We start from the raw sequence: 26,847 nt of genomic DNA, 5'->3' as shown, positions 1-26,847 counted from the left end.
GCACATCGACGAGGCAGATGCCCCACCTGCAGTCATGGCCCGCTCAACTGGCTGGCAAGCAGCGATCGCGGAAACTATGAAAACATCGCGTCAATCATACCGCGATACCGTTCCATAACGACGGGACGACGAATCTTCAGCGTTTGCGTCATCATGCCGTTTTCGATTGTTAGCGGCTCGTCAATCAGCGTAAAGACGCCAATGCGGTCATCGGGGCGGTAGCCGGGGCGACCTTTAACCTCGCGGTTTAGCTCTTGGCGATAAAGCGCTTGAATAGAAGGGTGATTCAGCGGCAGGGCACTTGGACTGGCGATGTCTGCCGGAGAAGTGGCTATAGTTTTGCCCTGCTCGGCAGCCCACTGTTCTAAAGCTTCGAAGTTGGGCACAACCAGCGCTCCCAGCGTTTTTTGATCTTGTCCCACCAGCATGATCTGATCGATGTAGGGGCTGCGCTGACAGGCATTTTCAATCGGCTGCGGCTCAATGTTTTCGCCGTTGGTCAAAACAATGGTGTCTTTAGCCCGCCCGGTAATGATCAGGTCGTCCGTCGGAGTGACCTTACCGAGATCGCCCGTATCAAACCAGCCTTCAGGATCGATGGCCTTGGCAGTAGCTTCGGGGTTTTTGTAATACCCCTGCATCACTTGTGGCCCCCGCAGCAGCACTAGGCCCTGCTGACCCACCGCCAAATCCTGCCGGGTTTCGGGGTTGACAATGCGGGTTTCAGTGCCGGGCACAGGCTGACCGTCGGCCCCGCGCAGGTTGTGCCAAGGACGGCGTACGTGGGTAATGGGGGCGGTTTCTGTGAGGCCGTAGCCGCCGAGAATATCGATGCCGACGACTTCGTAAAAGTCTTCTAGGTGTTCAGCAATCGAGCCACCACCGCTGACGACAAACTCAATCTGGTCTCCCGTTGCCGCCCGCACCTGCTTGTAGACCAGGCGATCGCCGAGCTGATGAATCGGCCAAAGGGCGATCGCCTGCACCAGGGCTACCAGCTTATCTGCCAGAGAAGGCTGCAGGTTTTCTAAATCCAGGTTGTGTAAGGTGCGGCGAGCGTAGATGTAGCGATGACTCTGCTGCAGAAAGAAGCGCACCAGCTTTTGTTTCTTGGCAGGCTGCTCGCGGAACTGCTTCTGCACCCCTTCATAAATGGACTCCCACAGCCGCGGCACGCCTACCATGTAGCGAGGCCGAAACTGCTTTAGGTCTTTCTTGACCTGGCGAATGTTGGTGTAGACCTGACTGCAGCCCTGAGAGAGCACAAAGTACTCAAACGTGCGCTCATAGCAGTGCCAAATCGGCAAAATGCTCAGCGCGCCTTCACCGGGTAGGGGATGCACTACCGAACAAGCCGCCGTGATTTGTGACAGCAGGTTGCCGTGGCTTAGCATCACCCCCTTCGGCTTGCCGGAGGTCCCGGAGGTGTACATCAGCGTCGCCAGCTCATCCCGCTTGAAGCTGACAGGCTGAAGCTGAGCGCTCTGGCCTAAAGCCATGATTTCCGAGAAGTTAAGCAATTTAACAGGCAAGTCAGACGCCTGCTCATCGCTCAGCAGACCGATGAACCGCAGCGATCGCCCTTCTAAGCCGGTTGAAAGCTGTTTTAGCGTTGCTAAATCCTGCACAATCAGCGCCGTACTGTCGCTGTGTTCCAAAATGTAAAGCAGCTCGTCTGGGTCAGCCTGGGAACCGCGCACAGCATCGATCGCCCCGGCGGTCATCAGTCCCTGGTCGGCTACCATCCAGCGAGGACTATTATCCGCAAAGAGGGCAACCCGGTCGCCCTTGTTAATCCCCAATGCCTGTAGCCCTGCCGCAAACTGACGAATTTGCTGGTGCAGTTCCGCAAAGGTGAGCTGGGCAGTAGGTTTACTGTGGGGGTCATGGAGGGCGACAATGTGACCAAAACGCTCGGCGGCGATCGCCCAAATTTCAGGAATGCCCTGAGCGCTACTGTAGTCTACCGATTGCTGTAGGTTCTGCCGTTCTTGCTCTGCAAGGGGACGCACGTTGGGAAGAGCCATCACCGTCACCTCCATTGGGAGAGTTGCATCATGCGGACAATAGTACCGCAGCTTGCCTTCAGCCTACTCGCTTCTAGCCAACATGCCGTTACAGGGCAGGACGAAATCGTAACTGGCTGCAGGATCTATCTGACGATTAGGTTAGCCAGGGTAAGAGTTTTGTAAAGTGGTTTGTAAAGTAAAAAATCAAAGGAGAAACCCATGCCTAAAGCCACTTGGAACGGGGCTGTTTTAGCCGAAAGCGACAATTGCGAGGTAGTCGAAGGAAACCAGTATTTCCCGCCAGACTCGATCAACCAGGAATACTTCAAGCCCAGCGATAAGCACACCACCTGTCCCTGGAAAGGCCAGGCCAGCTACTACACGATTGAGGTGGATGGCGAAACCAATCAGGATGCCGCCTGGTACTATCCGACCGCCAAAGACGCCGCCAAGAATATTGAAGGCTATGTCGCCTTCTGGCGCGGCGTCAAGGTGGAAGCCTAGCGGTTATCGGCTGGCAGTCTGCACTAAGTTTGCTAGGTCAGAGGGGGCGATCGCTCCCTGCTCGGTGACAATGGCGGTAATCAGCTCTGCCGGCGTGACATCAGAGGCCGGGTTGTAATACTCGGCTCCCTCCGGGGCGATCACCGTCTCACCAATCTGGTAAATATCGGCAGCCGGATTTTCGCTGATAGCGATCGCGTCTCCGGTCTTAAGCCGCAGATCGACGGTAGAAAGGGGGGCCGCCACCAGGAAAGGAACTTGGTGAGCTTTGGCAATCAGCGCGAGGCCATAGGTACCGATCTTGTTGAGGGTATCGCCGTTGAGGGCAATGCGGTCAGCCCCGACCAGCACCGCCTGCACCAGGCCCTGTCGCATACAGTGAGCCGCCATGCTGTCAGTGACGATTGACACCGGGATGCCTTCCTGAACGCACTCCCAGGCGGTCAGGCGGGCTCCCTGCAGTCGCGGCCGGGTTTCCCCAGCGTAGACCCGTGCTAGACGGCCTTGCTGCCAGGTCGCGCGCACGACGCCCAGAGAGGTGCCATAGCCAGAGGCGGCCAGCGCGCCGTGATTGCAGTGGGTATAGATGGCCAGCTGCTGCGGGCTGTCCGGCAGTGCCTGCAGGCCATGACGACCAATGGCGTAGCAGGTTTCTAGGTCTTCTTTTTGCAAAGCTTGGGCAGCTTCCAGCAGAACTTGTTTGAGGTAGTCAACGCTGCCTAGAGTGTTGCTGACTTTTTTAAGCAGGCGATCGATAGCCCAGCTCAGATTGGCCTTGGCCGGACGGGTTTCCTTCAGCCGCTCAGCGACAGCTTCTAGCCGCTCTAAAAAAGCTGGGCGATCGCGGGTCGGAATTTCCCTAGCCCCCAGATATAAGCCATAGGCCGCCGCGATGCCGATGGCCGGGCCGCCGCGCACAATCAGGGTTTTGATGGCCGTTACCATGTCTTCAAAGCGGCTGATAGACACCAGGGTATAGACCGCTGGCAGTCGATTTTGATCGATCAGCAAAACGTGATCGTCTTGCCAGACCACTGGATAAACATGGGTTTCAGGAATCTCTGCCATCGCGATCGCCCGTTTGTCTACACGCTCACTACCGATTTCCCGACCGTCATGGAGGCCCGAATCCGTTCTGCCATCTGAGCCGGGGTCAACTCCAACGTTACCTTAGACTCGTCCGGCTTGGCGTGATCGACTAGCCGATCGGGCACGCCTAGACGCAGCAGCGGCACGTTGACCTGAGCATCCAGCAGCATTTCCGCCACCGCACTGCCAAAACCGCCCATCAGGCAGCCCTCTTCTAGGGTCACGACGCGGCCAATTTGCTGGGCCAAGGGCAAAATCAGCGCCTGATCTAGCGGCTTGACAAAGCGAGCGTTGAGCACCGTTGCCTCGATGCCATGTTCGCTGAGAATTTCGGCTGTCTGCATCGCCGGATATACCATTGAGCCGTAGCCCAACAGCAGCACGTCGTCGCCCTGGCGCAGCAGCTCGCCTTTGCCGATGGGCAGTGCCTCTAGTCCTTCATCCATCAGCGGCACGCCGTAGCCGCTGCCACGGGGATAGCGCACTGCAATTGGCCCATCCGTGTAGTTGATGCCTGTGACAATCATGCGCTGCAGCTCAGCTTCATCTTTGGGAGCCATCAGCACCATGTTGGGAATGCAGCGCAGATAGGCAATGTCGTAGAGTCCCTGATGGGTAGGGCCATCAGCCCCGACAATGCCGGCCCGGTCTAAGCAGAAAAAGACGGGCAGCTTTTGGATGCAAACGTCATGCACAATTTGGTCAAAGCCGCGCTGGAGGAAAGTTGAGTAAATAGCGGCTACCGGGCGCATTCCTTCGCAGGCCAGTCCTGCCGCTAGCGTGACGGCGTGCTGTTCGGCAATGCCGACATCGATGTACTGTTTCGGCAACTTTTCCTGCAGCTTACTGAGCCCTGTACCCGTTGCCATCGCCGCTGTGATGCCGATGATTCGCGGATCGTCTTCGGCTAGCTTAATCAGGGTTTCCACGAAAACTTTAGAGTAGCTCGGCGGCTTGGGCTTGCTCGGCGGCATCCCTTTGCCTGTACTGAGGTTGAAGGGCGACTGGGCATGGTAGCCCACCTGATCTTTCTCAGCCAGGCTATAGCCCTTGCCCTTGGTCGTGGCTACGTGGACTAAAACCGGCCCAACGTGCTTGTGGGCTTCTTTGAAGGTGCCGATCAGTTCTGCTAGGTTGTGACCATCTACTGGCCCCATATAGGTAAAGCCTAGTTCTTCAAATACAGCCCCTACCTTGGGAACGGCTAGCCGTTTCATGCCTTCCTTGACCCGGCTGAGTTCAGGGGAGAGGGACTCGCCGACAAAGGGCAGCTGCTTGAACTGCTCTTCTAAATTGTCAGAGATGAACTGTACAGGCGGGCTGAGGCGCATTTTGTTGAGGTAGCGGGGAATGGCGCCGACATTGGGTGAAATCGACATTTCGTTGTCGTTCAGCACCACCAGCAGGTTAGTGTTGGGCATGTGGCCGGCGTGATTGATCGCTTCTAGGGCCATGCCGCCCGTGAGCGCCCCGTCGCCAATAATGGCCGCTACTTTGAAGTCTTCGCCTTTAGCATCGCGGGCCAGGGCCATGCCCAACGCCGCCGAGATACTGGTAGAAGCGTGTCCGGCGCCAAAATGGTCAAAGTTACTTTCGCAGCGTTTGAGATAGCCCGCCACGCCGTCCTTTTGGCGCAGCGTATGGAACTGGTTGTAGCGCCCAGTGATTAGTTTATGGGGATAGGCCTGATGGCCCACATCCCAAATCACCTTGTCTCGATCAAGATCTAAGGTTTGGTACAGCGCCAGGGTCAGCTCAACAACACCCAAGCCAGGCCCTAGATGCCCGCCGCTAGTCGCCACCGTTTGCAAATGCTTCTCTCGAATTTGACGGGCAATTTGCTCAAGCTGATGGACGGAAAGGTTATGCAGTTGGTTAGGGTGAGTTATTTCACTCAGGTGCATATTGAAATACCCTCAAGATCACGTAAATTAAGGTTTGAATACCCTTTCACTGTAATAAAAGTTTAGGGTGGGGGCGATCGCTAATCCGAAATCCAAGCGTTTGTCTGAAGCTAGAGCAGCGATCAGTTGATAGGCTGTTGTTAGCCTAAATCGAGTTGTGTTAACTTCACGATACGCTTTTAATCAACCGATATAACCCGTAATTTTCTGTTATGGTTCATTCTCGTCGGTGGTCAACCCATTTCCAGTGGCCTGTGATACAGTTGGCGATCGCGGGGCTGGCGGCGGCTTCGCTACCGTTAGCGGCGGTTCGCCCGGCTCTGGGCAACGACTTTCAGGAATGTGCTGCCGGACTGCTGGCAGCCGGAGTTGACACTGAGGTGGCGGCTGCAGCCTGTGCTTCGGCGCTGGAGCCTGATGAGGTTTCTGAATGTGTCACGGATATTAAGGCGCAAACGGAATTAGATTTAGCGGATGTTGTGTTTGCCTGCCGCCGAGTCCGGCGACCGCTAGAGCTGGCTGACTGTACGGTAGATATTCATTTCAGTTTGGCGCTGAGTGAGTCTGCGTCCACCCTGTCTCACTGTCGCCGCACTTTGCTGCCGCTGCGCTTTTCTGACTGCGTCGTGGGATTAAATCAGGCAGCAGGTTTGGATCTAGATAATGCCCTAGAGCGCTGCATTGGCGCAGGTTACGAACCGAGAGATATCAGCCCCACATTCATCCCTCGGCAGTAGGAGGTGGGTTTTGTAGAGTGGACTGTTTATGGCTGATATATCTCAACTAAACTGACCCTCTACAAAACCACGCGAAATATGTCTATACGCAAAACCCGTCCCTATTCTTCAATCTGGTAGCCCAGATCGGCCAGACGGGTACGGGACTGCCGCCATTTCGGCTGCACCTTGACAAACAGCTCTAGATAAACCTTGCCAGCAATCAACTTTTGAATCTGCTGGCGGGCAGCCGTACCGATAGTCTTCATCATGCTGCCGCCCTTGCCAATCAAAATGCCCTTTTGAGACGATCGCTCCACATGAACCGTTGCCAATACCCGCGTAATCGTTTCTTCTTCCTCCACCCGGTCGATCGAAATCGCCACCGAATGAGGCACTTCTTCGCGGGTGTGCGCTAAAATCTGCTCCCGAATTAGCTCACCCATGATGAACCGCTCCGGCTGATCGGTCACCAGATCGGGCGGATAGTAGTAAGGCCCAGGTTCAAGCTGCTGCGTCAGCAAGTCCTGCAGCGAGTCCATACCGGCACCCGTTAGAGCCGAGAACTGGTGCAGCGGCCACTGGTGTTCGGCCGCGATCGCCGCGTAGCTCTGATTAATCGCATCAGCCTCTTCAGCCTGCTGGTCAATTTTATTGATGCCCAAAATCACCGGCGTCTGGCTGCGCTTCAGCAATTCCACAATGAAGCGATCGCCCCGTCCGGCTGCCCCTGTGCCATCGACCACAAATAGAGTAGCATCTACTGAAGAAATAGCCATCTGAGCGTTTTGCACCAGCACCCGGCCCAGTTCATGATGAGGCTTGTGAATACCGGGCGTATCAACAAAGATAATTTGGGCCGTCGGCGTTGTCAGAATGCCGCGCAGACGGTTGCGGGTCGTCTGGGCGATGGGTGAAGTAATGGCAATTTTCTGCCCCACCAGGTAGTTCATCAGGGTGGACTTGCCGACATTGGGCCGTCCGACAATGCCGACAAAGCCGGAGCAAAATCCCTCTGGAGCAGCGGGAATCAAACTTAGATTCAGTTCCTCCATCTTGTTCTAGCTGCCCGTGATGTGAATAATGACTTCTCGCTGATGGCCGCGATCGCGGTGTTCCCAAAGATAAATACCCTGCCAGGTGCCCAACCCTAACCGACCGTTGCTCACCGGAATCTGCTCAGAGGTGTGGGTTAGCGCTGTGCGAATATGGGCAGGCATATCGTCCGGGCCTTCGGTACTGTGGCGATAGCGGCGGTTTTCGGGCACTAAATCGGCAAAATAATTTTCCATATCGACCAGCACGTCTGGGTCGGCATTCTCTTGAATTACCAGGCTAGCGGATGTATGCCGTAGAAATATGCTGCACAGCCCGGTCTGAACGCCAGAATCAGCTACGGCTGACTGTACTTTATGGGTGAAGCGCTCTAGGGATTTGCCCCGCGTCTGCAGTGTCAGGGTCGTTTGGTAATGAATCGTTTCCGTGGTCTTAGTCGCCATGCAGGTCTGTCTAGCTCATCTCTTCCAGGATAAGACAGGGGCGAGTTTCTCGCGGCAGTCCTGGCTAGCGGTTGTCAAGGCAATGCGGCAGACCGGCTCACCTGAGCTATGGCCTATTAGTCCAGAGAAAACTTTGCCTTGTCGATGTTCTGGATATTTTGTATGAGCTTGATCCGGCCAAGCCTTCACTGAAAATACAAAACTGTCAAGCCATTTTTGTTAAAGCCAAATTAAACACTTGTTAACCCAATTCGCTGGAGAGTCGTCTACGCTTAAAAGTAGACAAGCTGCCAGATTTTATCAGCGAAATGACGCGACTTTTAGTTCATCTGGGCGTCCTAGCTAGCAGCCTCTGGATAATATTGATCCGCCCAGGAATAGCAGAATTTAGAGAAATTGTTGTCACCCTGAAGCTAGAGGGCTTAAGTTCCTATAGAAGCGTATTAGCGCAGGCTGAAAGTTTAGCCCAGCAAACCCTCAGTCAGGCTTTTACTAATGATAGCGAGCTGACAGAAGTGACCCTCACGGTGTTAGGCGATCGCAATGGTCAATCTGCTCCGTTGGTGCTAACAGCCATTACGCGAGAACAGTGGCAGGAAAGCCAAATAACTGCTGAGCGCCCGCAAGCCTTGCTAAGTTCAGTAGCGCTGCTGGGGCTTTTGGAACCGGAGCGATCGCCGGTGGCAAAACCCGCTTCAGTAGCCCCTGCCTCACTGCCCTATGAAGATGTCCTGGAACAAGATCCAGCATTCCGAGATGACTGAAAAAGGCTGTTAGCGGAAACGCTGACGCCACACAAGTAGCTGCGATCAGCCTGAATGCGTAAAAGGCAGACACAGGCCGTCACCCCGGCCCTTGTGCTGCAGTTTTATTCTCGCTTCTGCCCTAGCACTCATACCAACAATTTATAGAGCTTGTCGAGTGTCTCAGATCACATTTGCAGAGAATAAGCCATTTTTAGGCTTCAGCCGCAACAGCTTAATCACTAATTAACCAGTACTTACTCTTAAATTAATCAGGCTCAGATTAAAAAATAGGCTAGCTGAATAAAACGCTTCAAAAGTAAGGAGTCTTTTGCCTAAAATTTGAAGCAATTCTTAAGTGCGATCGCGGCAAATTTTTAATATTAGCGAAATGCCACAAATTTCTTTTCAGCCTCAATAAACCTAGTTAATATAAAAAAGACTAGATTGTTTTATGCAAAAAACTGCTCTATTTTTAGGACAGTTTAAACGCGGGTTTAGGCTGCATAGCATATTTCTGCTCTGGCTCTTTCATCAATAAGGCTGCTGTTGCAGCTATCTGTGCTTATTCACCCATAAGACAGAGCTGTTGTTGTTGGCTCAATGATTTTTACTGGGTCAGACTTAATTGCTTTATGCGCCTAGGCTAAGCTCCCTGCTCTCGCTTCTGCTGTTCGACTGATCTGGACTGTAGTTTTGCAGTCTGGTGCCGTCGGTCTGGATTGAAAGTTATCTGATGTAAGCCGAGAGATTCTTAGGGATACCATGTCCAAGCTTTCCCGTAGGCAGCTCCTGATCTTTTTTGGAGCAAGTGCCGCAACAACCGCGCTAGCGCCGACCCTTAGCAGTCGCGTATTCGATCGCTCTGAGGCCGCGATCGCCCGCTCAACCTTTATCAGCCCTAAGCTAACCCCCGTTCGTTTGCCCCATCCGCTGCCGGCCTATCAGGCGGCTAACAGCTATTTGCCAGAGACGAAAGCTGTTCTGAGGCCCACTAGCAATGTCAAGCTCGATAGCTATACGGTCGTAGACGATGTGGTTGTTCCGCCAGAATACAGTCGCTACGTCGTCATTGCCTGGGGCGATCGCGTCTTCCCCAGCAGCAGCGACTACTTTGGCTATAACAATGACTACACAGCGTTCATTCCGGTTCGTCGCCGGGATCTCAGCGATGGCTATCTCTGGGTCAATCACGAATACATTTCCTATCCTTTCTCACCGCTGGCACCGGGCGCTGACCCTGCCTTCAACAGTCCAGAATTCAAATCCACGTTTGAGGATGTAGTTGGCTTTGCGCTGCCCGACGTGGTGAATACCGAACTGCTAGGAGAATTTGCCTACAACGTTGGGGGGTCTGTTGTTCGCATTCGCCGCAATGGCGGCGGTGAGTACAAGCCTGTGGCGCGCGACAGTGCTAATCGCCGCTACTCTTTGGTTTCAGGTCTAGCGCTCAATCGTAACCGTTCTTTTCCTGCCGCCTGGGGAGCGCGTCCCCACCAGCGCGGTGATAACAACTACTTCATCGGCACTGGGCCGGCTGCAACCGATGTCTTCAAGCAGGTCAACAGCGATAGCCTGGGCGAAAAGATTATCGGCACCGGCTTCAACTGCTCCGGCGGTGACACCCCCTGGGGCACGATTCTTTCAGCCGAAGAAAACTTCCAGGCCAGCAGTACCTTCTTTGTGGGTGTGCAGGAACTGGTCGACTCCAAAGGCACCCAGACCGATTATATTGACGGCACTGTAGGCGCTGAATTCGGCCTAGTCGGTGAGAAATACGGCTGGATGGTTGAGGTTGATCCCGAAAATCCTAACGTGCGGGCCAAGAAGCATACGGCCCTAGGCCGCTTCCGCCATGAAAACATCGCTTTTCGCCTCAGACGGGGTCAGCCTCTAATTGCCTACATGGGCGACGATCGCCGAGGCGGTCATACCTGGAAATACGTCAGCAAGGGAGTCCTAGGCCGTCCGCGAGACAAAAGCAACAGCCGCCTATTTGAAGAGGGCACTCTGTACGTTGCTAAGTTCAATCCCAACGGCACGGGCGAGTGGCTACCCCTAGAAATTAACCAAACGACCAACCCGATTTCGCCTTCGGTCTTAGCGTCAGAAGTGATCGCCGCTCTGGGCGATCCGGGACGGAGTGTTAACCTGCTGCTACCGCTCCGGCCTGGATTCCCCGATGGCGGTTTTGCGGATGCAGGAGGCAATCCCACTGACGCTGAGAACGGCACCCCCACGCTTTCTGGTAAAGACGGTGGCGTTGTTACCGTTACGCTTGAGAATGAGAGCATTCTCAGTGCCTATCAGGGTAAAAAGCTGAGTGACTTCTATGCCAGTCAGGGCGCAGTTTTAGTAGATTCCTATTTGGCGGCGAACCTAATCGGTGGGACTCCATCGGCGCGGCCAGAAGACCTCGAAGTTCATCCTCGTACCGGCGAAGTCTTCATTGCCTACACCGATCACATTCCGGGCGGAGATGGCTATCCTGACTCCCGCATTTTCCAAACGGCCAAGCTCAGCCCTGAAGTAAATGCCCAGCAACCCTCCGGAGGTCTTTACAAGATTATTGAGAGCAGCGCCAATGGAGCCGGAACCACTTTCCGCTGGGATAACTTTGCCCCCGCCGGTGAAGCCGGCGCTGATGAAGGAACTGGTTTTGCCAACGTCGATAACCTCGCCTTTGATGGCGTAGGCAATGTCTGGGGCGTCACCGATATGTCTACCAGTCGTCAAAATGGCTTCCGCACGGGAATCAATCCGGGTACCCGCACCATTGATCATACCGAGACGGGCAGCACCGATGCTCTGGTAGGTGTCTTCGGCAATAACTGGGTGTTTTACATTCCCACGCGCGGTCAGGATGCCGGTGCCGTGGTGCCATTCGCTCAAGGCCCTATGCGCTGTGAGATTACAGGCCCTACCTTTGTCGGTTCTGACACCCTGATTGCATCCGTGCAGCACCCCGGTGAGGATGTGCCTGTCGGTTCTGAAACTGTGCTAGAGCGCGAAATTGAAATATTGAACTTGGATGGCACCCTGTTCAATCAGGTGCGTCGGGTGCCGCTAAGCAGCGGTTTCCCCAGCAATATTGGCTATCCGCTGCCCGGTGATAATGACAGGTTTGAAGAGATTGCCGATCTGCCGCGTCCCTGTATTATCGGCATTCAGCGTTTAGATGCTGAGGATGGCGATTTTGCCGGAGATGAAGATGACGAAGCCCCTGATAATGACTTTGAGGGGGATGAAGACTAACACGGTGTCAGGCGTCAGGTTTTGGGGAGGTAAGATGTGGAGACGCAAAGACGCTTTCTAGATGAGCGATCGCCGCGTCCGCTTTTCTGGCTTCCCCATGTCTGCTTCTGTCTACAAAGTTGAAAGAAACTGACATCCATTTGGAACAGTTATTGGCGCTGGTGGGCCAAAGTCTGCCAGCGCTAATACTGCTCAGCTAGATTTATAGAGGCTGCCATCGGGCAGTGTCGCCCCGCTTAGATTAGCGCCTGTCAGGTCAGCGCTGCTGATTTCAGCTCGCGTGAGCAGGGCTTCAGCCAAATTAGCCTCAATCAGCCTCGCCCGCGCTAGATAGGCACTCACCAGTGTCGCCTGGGTTAGATCAGCTCGGTAAAAATCAACCCGGCTGAGGTCTGCTCGATTGAGACGTGCTTTCAAGAGGTGAGCCTCACTGAGGACGGCATTAGTCAGCTTGGCTTCAGCCAGATTGACCTCTGTCAGAACCGCTTGCGACAGGTTAGCGCCCATGAGCTGCGATCGCTGCATTTTAGCCTCGGTCAGATTGGCCTGAGTTAGGTCAGCCCCCGTCAAAAAGGCATCACTGAGAGAGGCTTGCGCTAAATTAGCGCCCTGCAGCTTTGCGCCGCTGAGATCGGCATCTCGCAAAAATGCTTCGCTCAAGTTTGCCCCCCGCAGATCGGCATTGGCTAAATCTGCCCCCCGCAGATTGGCCCCCTGTAGATCTGCCTGTCTCAAATTTGCCCCCCGCAGATAGGCTCTGCCCTGAAGACTTTCTTGCCTCAAATTTGCCCCCCGCAGACAGGCTCCGGTGAGATTAGCGCCGCTGAGATTGGCATCTCTGAGATCAGCGTCCATCAGGTTGGCGTCCAGCAGATTCGCCAGGCTTAAATCGGCACCATATAGGCTGGCCTTTTGCAGGCTGGCCCCGTGCAGATCGGCGTCGCTAAGATTGACGTGCACCAGGTTGGCCTGGTTGAGATTGGCCCCCGACAGCCGCGCTCGCATCAGATTAGTTTGACAAAAACTGACGCGACTGAGAAAAGAAAGGGTCAGATTGGCATTTTCCAGGTCAGCTTTGTCTAAGTTGGCCCCGATCAGGTCGGCCTTTTCCAACTGGGCACTGACCAGATGGGCACCCTGAAAATCTAGCTCACCTGCTGCATAACGCTGTAGTAGTTCGCTCGCGTTCATAGCAGGTAGTAAGGTCGCATTACCCGCGCGATCGCCGCCGCTACCCGCAGATTTTCGTCAGCGCCGTCTAAGCAGTGGGCCAAAATGGTCAGCTTGCTTTCCAGATCGGCAAAGGTTTTGCAATAGTCAAAGGTTTCTTTGAGCAAGTCTTCTAAGGTTTTGGCTCGCAGCGATCGCCAGTCAGGCTCAGTAAAGCTAAACGGCCCGTACACGCAGGACTGCAGTAGGATCTTGGCTCGCAGCGGATTGGTGTACTTCAGGATTTCTAAACGCAGCGGGAACAGATTGCGGCGGTTCTGAGCGGTTTCTGTGGCAACTGTCGGCTGGGGTCGCAGTAGCGACTGATGCGTGCGGGTTTGCCCGGTAACGGCTGACTGGATGGGGGCTTCTAGCTGAGTGAGCGGAGCTGCCCGTTGGCCAGGCTGACCGATAGAAGTATCTAGACTAGTAGAGATTAGCTTTGAGGCGTGATAGAGCGGCTGTACCGCCTTTAGCAAGATATAGGCTACCTGGCGGTACTCGTTCTGGCGGTTGAGCTGTTTAATGATGTGCTCTAGCTGAGACTTGAGCGCCTGAGCCGTTGGAAATTGCTGATGTACCTGCTGCACTAATTCTGTAAGGTCAATTTGCCCCAAAATTTGAGCGTTGTTTTCCCAACTGCTGTAGTTGAGACAGTACAGCAGCTTGGTCAGCCGCCGCCGCTGCGCAGATCGCCCTATCATCTGAGCGATCGCCTCGTACTTTTCGGTCACCAGGCTGACTTCTAGCTGAGTGGCCTTATCAGCCTGCCTGAATGTGAGCGGGCGAGCGGCATAGAGATGACTGACCTGCGCCACAATAGTCTGCGCGACTGCCGTATAAACCTGCCGGTGATTGAGACTAGCCACCGTATCCAGCAGTTTTGCTTCTAGCGCCTCCAGCGTGGGATAGCGTTCGAGCAAAGACTGCAGCAGTAACTCTAACTCAAACTTGGCTAGAACAGCCGGACTGTTTTCCCAAATGTTTTGACAAATAGCAAAAATGAGCTTCTTGATGCGGCGACTCTCGTTGTGATGCTGTAAAGCATAGACAACCTTGTCTAGCGTGTCAGATTTATTAAAGACATCAACAGCATTTTTCATGCGTAGACTAAAAGCCGAAGTACCCCTGCTTTCAAAGTACCCGTTTTAGCGGGCGAGTACGCTAAAACGCTGAGATTCAGATCTGGTGTTCTACGGTAGGCTATAGCTGGCAATACGAATCACTAAGTTCCCCTGACTGGGATTTTGGTTGAAGACAAAAGCGCCTGCTTCGGTTTCGCTGCTGGCTAAAAACTGAAACTGTTGTTCCCCCGATTCAACCACGGTGCCGTTGACCTCTAGCTCCGCAGTAATTTGAACTGAGTCCACAGTACGGCCTCCCTGATTCATCACCACAAACGGCACGTAAAACTGATCCCCCTGCTGTCGCACCTGTCGGTATTTGACCTCTAGATGAGGCGGTTCCTGGGTTTTAGGTTCGCCTAGCCACAGATAGCTAGCCAGCCCCACGATGACGGTGAGAATAATAGAGGCGATCGCAAAGCTAGTCCATTCTGCCAGCGATCGCGAAGACTCATCTTCTAAAAAGGGGGCGTCACTATGTTGCGGCAGCGGCTGTGGGTCTGGTTTGGAGTTGCTCATATCACCAGCCGACCTGCTGCGCCACCTACACTCGCCGGCAGTCCCAGCACCAACGTTTGTGAGAGCCAAACCGCCAGCGGATCGCCAATCTCAATCTGCTTGAAAAAGCCCAGCATCAGTCCAGCTGCGATCAGAGCAATCAGGTAAGAGACTACGGTTTCGTTTAGCGGTGTTTGAAACAGGCCCCGCTGGCGGCGGCGCTTGGGCTGGTTGGCAAAGCTGGCCTGAAACACGATGCTGTATGAAATTAGCAGCGAAACCCCAATCATCACAATTAGCCAAGGCCCAGAGATGGCGGTTGCTAGCATGGGCACCTCCTCGGTGGGGGCAATGTTAAACGCAATAAAGATAGCGCCAATCAGGGTGGCGCCAATGTCGCTGATCGTCTCATTCAGATTGTCTTTGGGGTCTTCGCGGCGAGCATGACCGTCTTCACTGCCGAGATACTGATTGGCAACGGTGACACCCAGGGCAAAAGGTACGCCGCTGTAAACGACCTTGCCTAAGGCTTCTTGAATCTGGGTTGTCAGCGTAATTTCTCGCAAAATAATCAGCATCAGTCCGGCGCAGAGCAGACCAATGGCGATCGCTTCAATGCTGTCAAACAGAGCGCTAGTCCAGTGAACGCTCTGGGTTTTACGAAAGCCTTCAGTGCGGTTGAGCAAAAAGACTACGCTGAACGTGATGACTAGAGCCAGCAGCAGCAGTCGCGGTTCTGCCGCCGAACCAATCCACCACATTTCCATCGTGTAGAGCAGGGGGATGCCAAATAGAAAACCGCCGCAGGCGCCGCGCACGAGATCGTTAAATTCGTGCTTCCAAGCCGAATGGCCCTTCGTTTTTTTCCGCCCCATAATGTCGTTTTTCTGCAGCCTAAATCGGTGAGAGCTGCAGCTATTAGAGCTATTATCCTACAGCGATCGCCCCCCTAGCGAGAGATCAGGTAGAACGCATGTCCGCGATCGCCCCCCTGGCCATCGCCGCGATCGCCTGATCGGTGGCTTTGGGCAAACGGTAATACTTGCCGCCCGCCGTCTTCGCCAGTTCTTTGCCAAAGCCGGTAGAGACAAACTTGCGCTCGGTGTCGATAATCAGGAGCTGAAAGCCAATAGCCCGAATGCGGGCGGCAATTTCTAGCAGTTCAGCCTTGATATCTGGCTTTTCATCGGCGTCAACGGGTTCTCCCAGGGATCGGGCCAGGGGAATATTGCCGCGCCCGTCAGTAATCGCCACAATCACCACATTGCCAATATCGCCGGACTGCTGGGCATTGGTACCTACTCGCACCGCCTGCGCTAGACCGTGGGCCAACGGAGACCCGCCGCCGCAGGGCAGGCGCTCTAGTCGCCGCCGCGCGGCAGCAATGGATCTTGTTGGCGGCAGCAGCACCTCGGCCTGCTCGCCCCGAAACGGAATCAGCGATACCTGATCGCGGTTTTGATAGGCTTCGGTGAGGAGCTGTAGTACGGCTCCCTTGGCTGACTGCATCCGGTTCAGCGCCATCGAGCCAGAAGCATCCACCAGAAACACCACCAAAGATCCGGCTTTACGGGCCAGCTTTTTGGCTCGGATGTCCCCCTGCTCCACAATTACCCGGCGCTCGGGCTGACGGGCGCGGCGAGCTTTTTGATAGGGAGAAGCAGCCCGCAGCGTCGCATCCACCGCAATTCGACGCACCGGGCCTTGGGGCAGCATCGGCTTGATGTAGCGGCCTCGCTCATCCGAAAAAATAATGCTCTGACTGCCAGACTTACCCTGGCGGCTCATGGCCTGGGCAAATAGCAGCACTGACGGATCGATCACGACCCCTTCCGGGTCGAAGACAAATTCTTCTGGAATGCTAGGGGGCGACTCCTCCTGCTCCTCATCAGAGTCCTCTTCGTCTTCCGGGTCTTCGGCATTGTCTTCTTCTGGCTCGTCTGGTTCATCCGCTTGCTGGCTTTGCGGCGGCGGCGGTGGCGGCGGTGGCTCCTCTGGGGGCGGTTCCTGCATTGCCAGCGATCGCGGCAGGATCACCAGTTCAACTGCGCAGCGCAGATCTTCAGCGCTGACTGCGGTGCGACCGTCTAAAGCGGCATGGGCCTTCGCTACCCGCAGGGCAAACAGTTCCGCCCGGTGTCCCTGGACGCCGCCCCGCAGCGCTTCTGTCACCAGGTACTGCACCTGCTCCCGGCTGATGCGCACGTCCTTCAGCCACTCTCGCGCCAAAATGATCTGGGTTTTGAGCGCGTCTAGCTCCTCAGCATACTGGGCCAGAAAGGCTTGCGGGTCGTCATTAAACCGAGCGGTGCGCTCCACCACTTCAACCCGGCTATCCAAGTCCAGGGGCCGATCGGCAGCTAGAGCGATCGCAATTCGATCGAGCAGATGATCTCGTAGATTTCCTTCTTCTGGATTGTAAGTGGCAATCAGCAGCGGCTCGCAGGGATGCTGAAAGCTAATGCCTTCACGCTCAATCAGGTTGCGGCCTTCGGTCAGCGTCGACAACAGCAGATTGGAAATCTGATCGTCCAGCAGATTAATTTCATCAACGTAGAGCACGCCGCGATTGGCCTCAGCCAGCAGCCCCGGCTGAAATACCGTTTCCCCCCGCGTAATCGACTTGGCGACATCTACTGAACCCAGCAGCCGATCCTCCGTCACCCCTAGCGGAATTTGAATGAAAGGTGCTGGAATCACCTTAGTTGGCAGCTCAGAAATATCCCTCGCTTCCTGACCCAGTCGCTCCAGGGTAGCGTCATCCCAGCGGCGGGGATTCGTCGGCTCGGCGTTGCAGCAGGAGCCGTCAATCACCTCAATCGGCGGCAGCAGCTCGTGCAGGGCGCGGGCCATGACCGACTTAGCGGTACCGCGCCGCCCGGCAATCACCACGCCGCCGAGGCCCGGATCGACTGCCGCCAGCAGCAGCGCCAGCTTGATGGCGTCCTGATCGACAATTGCCGTCAGCGGGAACGTAGCGGGGGAAGGAAAATCAGCAACCGCAGTCATAGCAACGAGATAAATGTCCAGTGTTTCAGCTTATCAAGAAATTTGGGGGGACGGGGCTGGCGGCCACCCGCAAACCCGGCATTTTTACGGATTGTCAGGGAGCGGTAAGGCTGAAAAATCCTGGTTTTTGCGGGATACGGCGGTAGTTGGTTAGTCAACGATAGAGCTGGTGCCGTTTACCTATTGTCCTATGTTCACTCTGCTATCGGCAGCGCGATCGCCCCTTCAGGCCACCCTAAACCTATTTTTACAGGGAACCTGTCCTCTCTGCGATCGCGCTACGCCCGCTGCCTTTTGCCCTACCTGTACCACTAGCCTACAGCAGCAAGTTTCTCCTCAGCTTGACCGGCAAAGCTCACTGCTTGTTTTGGCCTGGGGCCGCTACGAAGGACTGCTGAAACGAGCGATCGCGGCGCTGAAATATCAGCAGCAGGCTCAGATTGGGGCTGTTCTCGGTCAGTGGCTGGGAGAAGCTTGGCATCAGCACGGTCAGATTTTCAGTCAGCGCCCTGTTGTCGTGCCCATTCCCCTGCATCCTGACAAGCTGAAGCAGCGGGGCTACAATCAGGCGGAGCTGATTGCCCAGGGATTTTGCCGGGTGACGGGCTGGCCGCTGGCGGCTCGCGGTTTGCAGCGGACTCGCGCGACTGAAGCCCAATTTGGCCTAGATGCTCAGGCGCGGCAGCGCAATGTGGCTGAGGCATTTGAGCTGGGTCATGCCTGGCAGCAGCGATCTAGGACTTCCGTCCTGCTGATAGACGATATTTACACAACCGGGGCGACTGCGCTGTCAGCGGCAAATACTTTGCGGCGGCATCAGGTTTCGGTATTGGGCATTGCCGCGATCGCCCGCGCTGGCTCCCAGATTAGGACAAAGCCTCATAGGCCAGGGCAAAAACGGGTTCAGGATCAAGTCCGGTAACTAGCTGAAACTGGGTGGGCGTTAAAACGCTCATGACGGGCTGAGTTTCCCAATTTTTTAGTTTCTCATGTACCTGCATTAGGAAACTAACGCCCCTAATCATGGGATAGCGCAGCCAGTTTTTGACCAAAATTTCAGCTAGGGCTAGCTCGACTAAAGCAGTTGAATAGCAGTCTAAAAGGCAGCTAAGATACACCTCAAAAGCAGTACACTCTTCACCGAATAGCTGATAGCTATCAATCACGTGTCTAACTCTTTGGTGGTGAATGCGCTCCTCAATTTCCATCGTTTTTAGGCTAAATTCTGTAGTTTTATCAGCGCTTTAATGTCCTTATAGCTTAGCTTTAATCTCAGCTTAAGCGCATATTTGCCAAGCATTAATCTATTGAAATCAATCAATTTATTTCCATTATTGAAAATAACCAGGGACAAGCAAAAGCAGTTTGTAACATTTCGCAAGCTAAACAGCGCTTATTTCAGGAACATTAATCTAATAAAAAAGGGTGAGCGTCACTCACCCTGAAGATTTGCTGTGTCCAATTATGGTTTTCTACGCAGCGAGTAGCTGGCGTAAAACGTAGTGCAAGATGCCGCCATTGCGATAGTATTCCACCTCTTCGTCGGTATCAATTCGGCAAAGCAAAGTGGTCTGTTCGCTGCTGCCATCGGCTCGATGCACCGTCAGCATTACCTCCATACCGGGCTTGATGCCGTCCTTGAGCCCGGTCAGGTCAAAGGTTTCGCTGCCGTCTAGCTTCAGCGTTTCGCGGCTAGTGCCCGTGGGAAACTGTAGCGGCAAAACGCCCATGCCAACTAGATTAGAGCGGTGAATCCGCTCATAGCTTTCCGCGACGACCGCCTTGACGCCCAAAAGCCGGGTGCCCTTAGCGGCCCAGTCCCGCGATGACCCCGTACCGTACTCCTTACCCGAAAATACGATCAGCGGCGTATCTTCAGCCACGTACTTCATCGCCGCGTCGTAAATCGACATTTCTGCGCCAGCGGGCATGTACTGAGTGACGCCGCCAGAGGTGCCAGGGGCCATCTCGTTGCGCAGGCGAATATTGGCAAAGGTGCCGCGCATCATCACCTCATGATTGCCGCGCCGGGAGCCGAAGGAATTGAAGCCAGCCGAGGTGACCCCGTGGTCAATCAGATAGCTGCCGGCAGGACTGTCTTTTTTAATCGCGCCAGCGGGTGAAATGTGGTCAGTGGTAATGCTGTCGCCTAAAAGCGCCAGGGGACGGGCACCGTGGATATCTTCGACAGCGCGATCGCCCACGGTAGACTGCATCCCGGCAAAGAACGGCGGATTTTGCACGTAGGTGCTGTCAGCTTTCCAGGGATAGGTTTGACTATCAGCTGCTTCAATCTGCTGCCAGGACTCAGTGCCCGTAAAGACATTGCTGTAGCGGCTTTGATACATCTCTGGCGTCAGCGAAGCCTGCATCACCTCACGAATTTCGGCCGTGCTAGGCCAAATATCTTTCAGGTAAACGGGCCGACCGTCGGCGTCCTGACCAATAGGGTCATTAAGTAAGTCAATGGCGAGATTGCCTGCGATCGCGTAGGCCACTACCAGCGGCGGCGAGGCCAGATAGTTAGCTTTGGTGTAGGGACTGACGCGGCCTTCAAAGTTGCGGTTACCGGAGAGAACAGCGCCCACTACCAGGTCTTTGTCCTCGATCGCCGCTACAATCGGCTTTGGCAGCGGCCCGGAATTGCCGATACAGGTGGTGCAGCCATAGCCCACCAGGTTAAAGCCTAGTTCGTCTAAGTCCTGTTGCAGGCCCGCTCGTTCCAAATAGTCAGAAACTACCTGACTCCCAGGTGCCAAGGAAGTTTTCACCCAGGGCTTCACCGTTAGCCCTTTCTCACGCGCTTTGCGAGCCACCAGTCCGGCCCCAATCATCACCGAAGGATTCGAGGTATTGGTACAGCTCGTAATCGCCGCAATGACGACAGCACCATCTACGAGGTCGTAGTCAGCCCCCTGCACCGGCGCTAGCCGCTTCTCGGCGTAGGATTCTAAGCCGCTGAAGCTGGGAAAGTCAGAAGTTCTAAACTGCTCGGCTAGCTGCGACAGCAGTACCCGGTCTTGGGGACGCTTGGGACCCGCCAGAGAGGGTTCAACCGTAGACAGATCTAGCTCTAGGGTGTCGGTAAAGATGGGATCGGGGGTGTCCGCATAGCGCCAGAGTCCCTGTTCTTTGGCATAGGCTTCCACCAGGGCAATGCGATCGGCCTCCCGCCCGGTGAAGTGCAGATAGGTAATGGTTTCTTCGTCAATGGGGAAGAAGCCGCAGGTGGCGCCATACTCAGGTGCCATGTTGCTAATTGTGGCCCGATCAGCCAGGGTGAGGTGGGCCAAGCCGTTGCCATAAAACTCAACGAACTTGCCGACAACGCCCTTTTGCCGCAGCATCTGCACCACGGTCAATACCAGGTCGGTGGCCGTGGCCCCTTCTGGAAGCTGTCCGGTGAGCTTGAAGCCGACGACTTCTGGCACCACCATCGAAATCGGCTGGCCCAGCATGGCCGCTTCTGCTTCAATACCGCCGACGCCCCAGCCTAAAACAGACAGACCGTTAATCATAGTGGTGTGGCTGTCAGTGCCGACCAGGGTATCGGGGTAGGCCACGGTTTCGCCGTTCGCTTCTTTAGTCCAAACCACCTGAGCCAGGTACTCTAAGTTCACCTGATGACAAATTCCGGTTCCAGGCGGGACTACCCGAAAGTTGTCAAATGCCTTTTGGCCCCAGCGGAGAAAGGCATAGCGTTCGTGGTTGCGCTGAAACTCCTGCTTGACGTTTTCATCAAAGGCGTTAGCTGAGCCAAAGGCGTCTACCATCACCGAGTGGTCGATCACCAAATCTACCGGGGACAGAGGATTAATCTTGTCTGGATCCCCGCCTAGAGCCACCATCGCGTCTCGCATCGCAGCTAAATCCACCACTGCCGGCACGCCGGTGAAGTCCTGCATGAGCACCCTTGCCGGACGGTAGGCAATTTCGCGATCGGAAGTTTGGGTTTGTAGCCAGGCGGCGATCGCTCTGACATCATCTGCCGTCACAGTGCGGTTATCTTCGTGGCGCAGCAGATTTTCCAGTAAAACCTTGAGACTATAGGGGAGACGACTCACATCACCTAGGGTCTTAGCCGCTTCCGGTAGGCTGTAAATTTGATAGTCTTTACCCTCGACAGACAGCGTTTTCTTGGCGTTGAAACTACTCACAATATTGCCCTTCTCCCCATTGCAGCGTTAACAATTATTCATCCTATAGCCCTAGCCTAGCGCCTTCAATAGGATCCTTGGCTTTGAGCCGATGTAGATAATGCGTCTCAGTTAGCTAAAAATTGCTTTTTCTGTTCATAGCACTCAAATCATTTCGGAAACTGTTTGGCCTAAACACCCCTTCTATAAAAGGTCAATATGTTCTGGGCTGTAGCCCTATCGACTGGTAGAACGTCAGGTTCAGTCTCCTGGGAGAAGTCAGATTTAACAACTTCTGACACTCTGACTAGAACAAGGCTATTTCCTAAACTCTTGAAAAAACTATGTTAAACAACCAGGTTAGAACTGCAGCTCTGTTAGGTTTGCTCAGCGGCCTGCTGGTTTTAGCGGGCTATTATTTAGTCGGCAATGAGCAAGGTTTAATTTTAGGGCTTATTTTTGCGGCGATTACCAGCTTTAGCTCCTGGTACTTTTCCGATCGCGCCGCGCTAGCAGCTTACCAGGCCCAGCCGATTACCCGGCAGCAAGCTCCCGAACTTTATGACATGGTGACCCGACTGTGCGATCGCGCCGAACTGCCCCTGCCCAAAATTTTTGTAGTCCCAACGAAGTCACCCAACGCCTTTGCCACCGGACGCGATCCCGAACATGCCGCCGTAGCCGTTACCGAAGGCATTATGCAGCTTCTCTCGCGTGAAGAGTTAGAAGGCGTTTTAGCCCATGAGCTGACCCACGTGCGCAACCGCGATACCCTGACCCAGGCCGTGGCGGGTACCTTAGCCGGAGCAATTACTTTTCTAGGCCGTATTCTCACATTTGGGGCACTTTACAGCCCTGCCTCTTATGACAATCGCCGGGGGCCAAACCCGATGGCGCTGCTGTTTTTGATTGTGCTCGCGCCTGTCTCCGCCGCCCTGATTCAGATGGCTATTTCTCGCACTCGCGAATACGCGGCTGATGCTGGTGCGGCTGAAATTACGGGAACTCCTCTCGCCCTTGCCAGTGCTTTAGAAAAGCTGGAGGAAATTGGTAGTCAGATTCCGATGCATGGTAATCCGGCCATGTCGCCGCTCTTGATTGTCAATCCTATTTCTAAGGAAGGCTTACAAACCCTCTTTCGCACCCACCCGTCAACGGAAGAGCGGATTAAGCGCCTACAGGCGATCGCCCAGCAGCTCCAGCAGCAGCAATCCCCGGCGTTGGCTAGCTAAGCATCCAATCCGAAAATTCGTCATTGCTTCAGCGTAGGCGTCAAGCGTTCCTGCGCTTCAGTTGGCTATGCTGATAAAGCTGGTGTATGGATCGAGGCAAGATGGCAACGGCGCAACAACCCATTCACGTAGTTGGCGGCGGACTCGCAGGAACTGAGGCAGCCTGGCAGATTGCTCAGGCGGGAGTGCCGGTGATTTTGCATGAGATGCGGCCCGTTCACCGCAGTCCGGCCCACCACAGTGAGCATTTAGCAGAACTGGTGTGCAGTAACTCCTTTGGCGCTCAGTCGAGCGATCGCGCCTCTGGCTTGCTCCATGCCGAACTGCGTCAGCTAGGTTCGGTAGTAATCGCCAAAGCAGATGAACATGCGGTTCCGGCGGGGGGCGCTTTGGCCGTGGATCGGGCCGTATTTAGCCGCGACCTGACCGAAACTCTGGCGCAGCACCCTCTGGTCGAGCTGAGACGGGGGGAAGTCAGCCACATTCCAGACGAGAGCATCGTGGTAATGGCGACCGGACCGCTGACCAGTTCTGTCCTCTCAGAGGATTTGCAGCGCTTTACGGGTTTGGCCTATATGAGCTTTTTTGATGCGGCTAGTCCCATCGTGGTGGGGGAAAGCATCAACCAGGAAGTAGCCTTTAAAGCCTCGCGCTACGATAAGGGCGAGGCGGCTTACCTCAACTGCCCGATGAACCGAGCAGAGTATCTGCATTTTTGGCGATTGCTCTGCGAAGCGGAGCAGGCGGAGCTGAAAGAGTTTGAGCGAGAAACCGCTAAGTTTTTCGAGGGCTGTTTACCCATTGAGGAAATGGCCCGGCGGGGAGAAGATACCATGCGCTACGGGCCGCTGAAGCCGGTGGGTCTGTTTGATGCTCGCTTAGGTGACTTTCGCGATCCGGCCAATAAGGGCAAAAAGCCCTACGCCGTGGTGCAGCTCCGGCAGGAAGACAAAGCCGGTCAGCTCTGGAATATGGTCGGGTTTCAAACCAATTTACGCTGGGGCGAGCAAAAGCGGGTTTTTCGCCTCATCCCCGGACTTGAAGAAGCTGAGTTTGTCCGTATGGGCGTGATGCACCGCAACACGTTCATCAATTCGCCGGAACTGCTCAGCCCGGCCCTGCAGTTCAAGACCCGCTCTACCCTACTTGCTGCCGGACAGCTCATTGGCACCGAAGGCTATACGGCAGCCACTGCCGGAGGTTGGCTAGCCGGAACCAATGCCGCTCGCCTGGCTCACGGAAAATCGCTCCTGGCGCTGCCCGTAACCACCATGATGGGTGCGCTCTTCGACTTTATCAGCAGCGCCTCCCCCAAGCACTTCCAGCCCATGCCACCCAATTTTGGCATTCTGCCCGCCCTGCCCCAGCGGATCAAAAACAAGCGAGAGCGCTATGGACAGTACCGCGATCGCGCGCTCCAAGACTTGAACTCTTGGGTTCAGCAAAATCAGCTTAGTTTATATCAGCTACAGTCCGCCATTAGCGCTTAATCTGAAAAAGCCTCACTCACTTGCGCCAATGCGAAGTTGCAGGAATTTTGGACAAATCACAGCGATCTTTATAGCGATATACGATCTCTTGAACTTCCTCAAGTAAACCAGATTCAAGGACTATTGGATTAAGCCCCATAGAGAGAAAGCAGCGATTCGAGACAACAAATTCATTTGCCTCTGGTTCAAAACGAGGATTGGGTAAATATTGGATTTCGGCTCCCATTAAGTCAGCTATAATTTTCGCCAAATTATTGATGCTGTGGGTTTGAGTAATTTGATTGAATATTTGTACTCTATCTCCGCCATCAGGAGGTTGACTGAGAGCTAATTCAATACAGCGGACTGTATCTTGAATATGGATAAAAGCTCGAGTTTGCCCGCCCGTTCCGTACACCGTTAGAGGGTAGCCCACGGTTGCTTGAACTAAAAACCGATTGAGTACCGTTCCATAGATGCCATCGTAGTCAAAACGATTAATTAATCGCTCGTCTTGCTTTGTTTCAGACGTTTGAGTGCCCCAAACAATTCCTTGATGCAGATCGGTAATTCGCAGTCCATTGTTTTTATTATAAAAATGAAAAAAGAGCTGATCCTGAGATTTAGTCATGTGATAAATACTGTCAGGATTCGCTGGATACAAAATTTCTTGCTCTAAAGCTTGACCCGACTGAGAATTAAGAGTGACAGATAAATAACCTTCAGGAATTTCTATACTAGCTGTTTTGTAACCGTAAACCCCAATCGAGCCTAGATGCAGTAGGTGAATATTTAAGCCAGATTCAACAATAGCGCAAAGCACGTTGTGAGTAGCAATCAAATTGTTATTCACAGTGTATCGCTTAGTTTGTTCTGTCAGCATGGAGTAGGGAGCAGAGCGCTGTTCCGCAAAATGCACAATAGCGTCTGGTCTTAATTCGCAAAGCAGCGAAAAAAAGCTTTGATAGTCTGCTGCAATATCAATATTATAAAAATCTATCTTTTGACTAGACAGTTTTTGCCAAGCTGAAATTCGAGTAGAAATCGAAGTAATAGGAGTGAGAGACTCTGTTTGTAAGTCTATATCTATCTTTCGACGAGCTAAATTATCAATAATGATAATTTCATGTCCCAAGTTTGAAAGGTGTAATGAAGTCGGCCATCCACAGAACCCATCACCGCCTAATACAAAAACTTTTTTCATGGCTCAGATAGTTTTGATGAGGAATTAACTTTATGTATAGCCTATTCAATCAATCCGATCAGCATTAATCTTTATCAGCCTTCGTCATAAACAGCCTTAACAGAATTAATATATTGCTCAATTTCTGGGTTGAGATCGCCATAATAGGCAATTTGCAATGTTCTTGCCTGTTCCCAGATCCATTGCCAATGATGGGAAGGAACGCCCGAAAAATTAATACTTTTTCCCATAAAAGGGAGATTGGGATCTTGGCTGGACTGAATATGCGAAATGATTGAATTCAGTAGCGTAGAATTTTCTCCCAAAAAATTATAAATTGGGAAAAGCGGTAAATTTGCGTATTTTTCCCAGAAGCCTTTGGTAACTCGATTCCTCAAGAAATCAGTATACTGACTAATTAGCTGTGAAGGATGGACTAGCTTATCTTGAGTTATGGCAGATGCCAAATGACAGCTATTGGTCTGAGATTGAATATATAAAAAGGTATCGTAAATAACCAAATTGCCGTTAACAAGCTTGACTTTGTTAAAAGCGTCAAAGGGTGAAAAATCTTGGCGAAGCTTTTGAATATCAACGAACATTTCAAATGTTCTTACTAAACCTGATTCGGCTGAAAAATATTGGTTAGTGTATGACCTAATTCCTTGAAACATAGAGTTGTGACTCTGCATCTGTTCGTAAAGATCCTCAAATAGATGCGGATTTGTAGGCATTGCGTCTAAATCATGCAGCAAAGCATATCGAGTGTCTGCAATTGCAATGCCCTTTGTCCAAGACAGCCAAGAATACACCCAACCCCAAGAAAAGAACTTTGCTACAGCAGCCTGCTTTGCATCGTAACCAATGATTTCAATAGGTAAGTTTTGAGCCGCGTCAAGGACTTGCTGCTTGTAGGAAATTTTTGATTCTTCAACATCAAAAACTAGGATTAAGCGCCGCATATTGGGCAAATGCATTTTGGCGATAAAAGCGACATTGGCGATCGCGATCGCTGGCATATTATTCATGCAGCCAATAATAATGCTGTAGCCCAATTTAGGTTCCCTCAGAGGCCGCCAGCGCACTAAACCAGGCAGGCTAACGTTCATGGGTAGGTATCTTAGCCAGGCCTTAACAAATTCTAAGTAAGTCACGATGCTTCCTTAGCCTAACGGCTTAAAGTACGCGTAACATGTCTTGATTTTTCAAAGAGCAAGTTCTTAACAGGCATATTAGGTAAGTTAAATATGCGCTGTTGAGCTGAAAAA

General features: G+C 53.5%; 22 protein-coding genes. 8 read left to right on the top strand and 14 right to left on the bottom strand.

The features are described from left to right. Positions 1–74 precede the first annotated feature (74 nt). On the bottom strand, positions 75–2,027 hold the full coding sequence (locus tag QJQ48_RS23395; RefSeq protein WP_346293665.1) for an AMP-dependent synthetase/ligase: 1,953 nt from the start codon (positions 2,025–2,027) through the stop codon (positions 75–77). A 201-nt stretch (positions 2,028–2,228) separates the two neighbouring features. Between QJQ48_RS23395 and QJQ48_RS23390 the strand changes: the two genes are divergently transcribed. Continuing rightward, on the top strand, positions 2,229–2,513 hold the full coding sequence (locus tag QJQ48_RS23390; RefSeq protein ID WP_346293664.1) for a DUF427 domain-containing protein: 285 nt from the start codon (positions 2,229–2,231) through the stop codon (positions 2,511–2,513). Positions 2,514–2,516: 3 nt separating this feature from the next. Here the strand turns inward: QJQ48_RS23390 and mtnA are convergent, their stop codons facing one another. Both mtnA and dxs read right to left on the bottom strand, forming a co-directional pair. Continuing rightward, complete coding sequence (gene mtnA, locus QJQ48_RS23385) at positions 2,517–3,581, bottom strand: S-methyl-5-thioribose-1-phosphate isomerase (RefSeq protein WP_346293663.1); 1,065 nt, start codon at positions 3,579–3,581, stop codon at positions 2,517–2,519. A gap of 17 nt (positions 3,582–3,598) precedes the next feature. Further along, on the bottom strand, positions 3,599–5,506 hold the full coding sequence (gene dxs, locus QJQ48_RS23380; protein WP_346293662.1) for a 1-deoxy-D-xylulose-5-phosphate synthase: 1,908 nt from the start codon (positions 5,504–5,506) through the stop codon (positions 3,599–3,601). Positions 5,507–5,718: 212 nt separating this feature from the next. Between dxs and QJQ48_RS23375 the strand changes: the two genes are divergently transcribed. Continuing rightward, the gene (locus QJQ48_RS23375; RefSeq protein WP_346293661.1) at positions 5,719–6,243 is read left to right on the top strand and encodes a hypothetical protein; all 525 of its coding nucleotides are present in this window, start codon (positions 5,719–5,721) and stop codon (positions 6,241–6,243) included. Between the two features lie 101 nt (positions 6,244–6,344). On the opposite strand, the gene era is transcribed toward QJQ48_RS23375, so the two are convergent. Next, positions 6,345–7,277, bottom strand: a complete 933-nt coding sequence (gene era / locus QJQ48_RS23370; protein ID WP_346293660.1) for a GTPase Era — start codon at positions 7,275–7,277, stop codon at positions 6,345–6,347. 6 nt (positions 7,278–7,283) lie between these two features. Beyond that, a complete protein-coding gene (locus tag QJQ48_RS23365) occupies positions 7,284–7,721 on the bottom strand; it encodes a secondary thiamine-phosphate synthase enzyme YjbQ (RefSeq protein ID WP_346293659.1) in 438 nt (145 codons plus the stop codon). Positions 7,722–8,029: 308 nt separating this feature from the next. Here QJQ48_RS23365 and QJQ48_RS23360 point away from each other — a divergent pair, with 308 nt between their 5' ends. Together QJQ48_RS23360 and QJQ48_RS23355 are read left to right on the top strand one after the other, a co-directional pair. Then, positions 8,030–8,485 (top strand): hypothetical protein, encoded by a 456-nt coding sequence (locus QJQ48_RS23360; RefSeq protein ID WP_346293658.1) that lies wholly within the window; start codon positions 8,030–8,032, stop codon positions 8,483–8,485. 744 nt (positions 8,486–9,229) lie between these two features. Next, complete coding sequence (locus QJQ48_RS23355; RefSeq protein WP_346293657.1) at positions 9,230–11,719, top strand: PhoX family protein; 2,490 nt, start codon at positions 9,230–9,232, stop codon at positions 11,717–11,719. Positions 11,720–11,911: 192 nt separating this feature from the next. Here the strand turns inward: QJQ48_RS23355 and QJQ48_RS23350 are convergent, their stop codons facing one another. From QJQ48_RS23350 to bchD, 5 genes are all read right to left on the bottom strand, one after another. Then, positions 11,912–12,910, bottom strand: a complete 999-nt coding sequence (locus tag QJQ48_RS23350) for a pentapeptide repeat-containing protein (protein WP_346293656.1) — start codon at positions 12,908–12,910, stop codon at positions 11,912–11,914. Next, positions 12,907–14,031: a hypothetical protein gene (locus QJQ48_RS23345; RefSeq protein ID WP_346293655.1), complete on the bottom strand. Its 1,125-nt coding sequence runs from the start codon at positions 14,029–14,031 to the stop codon at positions 12,907–12,909. The genes QJQ48_RS23350 and QJQ48_RS23345 overlap by 4 nt, the downstream gene beginning before the upstream one ends. A gap of 90 nt (positions 14,032–14,121) precedes the next feature. After that, positions 14,122–14,571: a TIGR02588 family protein gene (locus QJQ48_RS23340; RefSeq protein WP_346293654.1), complete on the bottom strand. Its 450-nt coding sequence runs from the start codon at positions 14,569–14,571 to the stop codon at positions 14,122–14,124. After that, complete coding sequence (locus QJQ48_RS23335; RefSeq protein WP_346293653.1) at positions 14,568–15,425, bottom strand: TIGR02587 family membrane protein; 858 nt, start codon at positions 15,423–15,425, stop codon at positions 14,568–14,570. Before QJQ48_RS23335 ends, QJQ48_RS23340 begins: the two co-directional genes overlap by 4 nt. 85 nt (positions 15,426–15,510) lie before the next feature. Then, positions 15,511–17,559: a magnesium chelatase ATPase subunit D gene (bchD, locus tag QJQ48_RS23330; protein ID WP_346293652.1), complete on the bottom strand. Its 2,049-nt coding sequence runs from the start codon at positions 17,557–17,559 to the stop codon at positions 15,511–15,513. Positions 17,560–17,572: 13 nt separating this feature from the next. On the opposite strand from bchD, the gene QJQ48_RS23325 reads away from it, so the two are divergent. Beyond that, positions 17,573–17,713, top strand: coding sequence for a hypothetical protein (locus QJQ48_RS23325; RefSeq protein WP_346293651.1), 141 nt, complete (start codon positions 17,573–17,575; stop codon positions 17,711–17,713). A 36-nt stretch (positions 17,714–17,749) separates the two neighbouring features. Continuing rightward, the gene (locus QJQ48_RS23320) at positions 17,750–18,481 is read left to right on the top strand and encodes a ComF family protein (RefSeq protein ID WP_346293650.1); all 732 of its coding nucleotides are present in this window, start codon (positions 17,750–17,752) and stop codon (positions 18,479–18,481) included. Here QJQ48_RS23320 and QJQ48_RS23315 read toward each other — a convergent pair. Further along, positions 18,426–18,767: a hypothetical protein gene (locus QJQ48_RS23315; protein WP_346293649.1), complete on the bottom strand. Its 342-nt coding sequence runs from the start codon at positions 18,765–18,767 to the stop codon at positions 18,426–18,428. The two genes, QJQ48_RS23320 and QJQ48_RS23315, sit on opposite strands and share 56 nt — an antisense overlap. A gap of 264 nt (positions 18,768–19,031) precedes the next feature. Continuing rightward, a complete protein-coding gene (gene acnA / locus QJQ48_RS23310; RefSeq protein ID WP_346293648.1) occupies positions 19,032–21,716 on the bottom strand; it encodes an aconitate hydratase AcnA in 2,685 nt (894 codons plus the stop codon). A 323-nt stretch (positions 21,717–22,039) separates the two neighbouring features. On the opposite strand from acnA, the gene QJQ48_RS23305 reads away from it, so the two are divergent. Together QJQ48_RS23305 and trmFO are read left to right on the top strand one after the other, a co-directional pair. Continuing rightward, positions 22,040–22,927, top strand: a complete 888-nt coding sequence (locus QJQ48_RS23305) for a M48 family metalloprotease (protein ID WP_346293647.1) — start codon at positions 22,040–22,042, stop codon at positions 22,925–22,927. Positions 22,928–23,028: 101 nt separating this feature from the next. Beyond that, a complete protein-coding gene (gene trmFO, locus QJQ48_RS23300) occupies positions 23,029–24,417 on the top strand; it encodes an FADH(2)-oxidizing methylenetetrahydrofolate--tRNA-(uracil(54)-C(5))-methyltransferase TrmFO (RefSeq protein WP_346293646.1) in 1,389 nt (462 codons plus the stop codon). 16 nt (positions 24,418–24,433) lie between these two features. Here the strand turns inward: trmFO and QJQ48_RS23295 are convergent, their stop codons facing one another. Next, the gene (locus tag QJQ48_RS23295) at positions 24,434–25,600 is read right to left on the bottom strand and encodes an NAD-dependent epimerase/dehydratase family protein (RefSeq protein WP_346293645.1); all 1,167 of its coding nucleotides are present in this window, start codon (positions 25,598–25,600) and stop codon (positions 24,434–24,436) included. Between the two features lie 74 nt (positions 25,601–25,674). Continuing rightward, positions 25,675–26,733, bottom strand: a complete 1,059-nt coding sequence (locus tag QJQ48_RS23290) for a hypothetical protein (protein ID WP_346293644.1) — start codon at positions 26,731–26,733, stop codon at positions 25,675–25,677. Between the last annotated feature and the right edge of the window lie 114 nt (positions 26,734–26,847).

The organism is Sphaerothrix gracilis Ecp01 (assembly GCF_030405905.1).
Classification (GTDB): domain Bacteria; phylum Cyanobacteriota; class Cyanobacteriia; order Phormidesmidales; family Phormidesmidaceae; genus Sphaerothrix; species Sphaerothrix gracilis.
The sequence above is the reverse complement of the archived record's forward strand: the minus strand, read 5'-3'. Positions and strand labels throughout refer to the sequence as shown.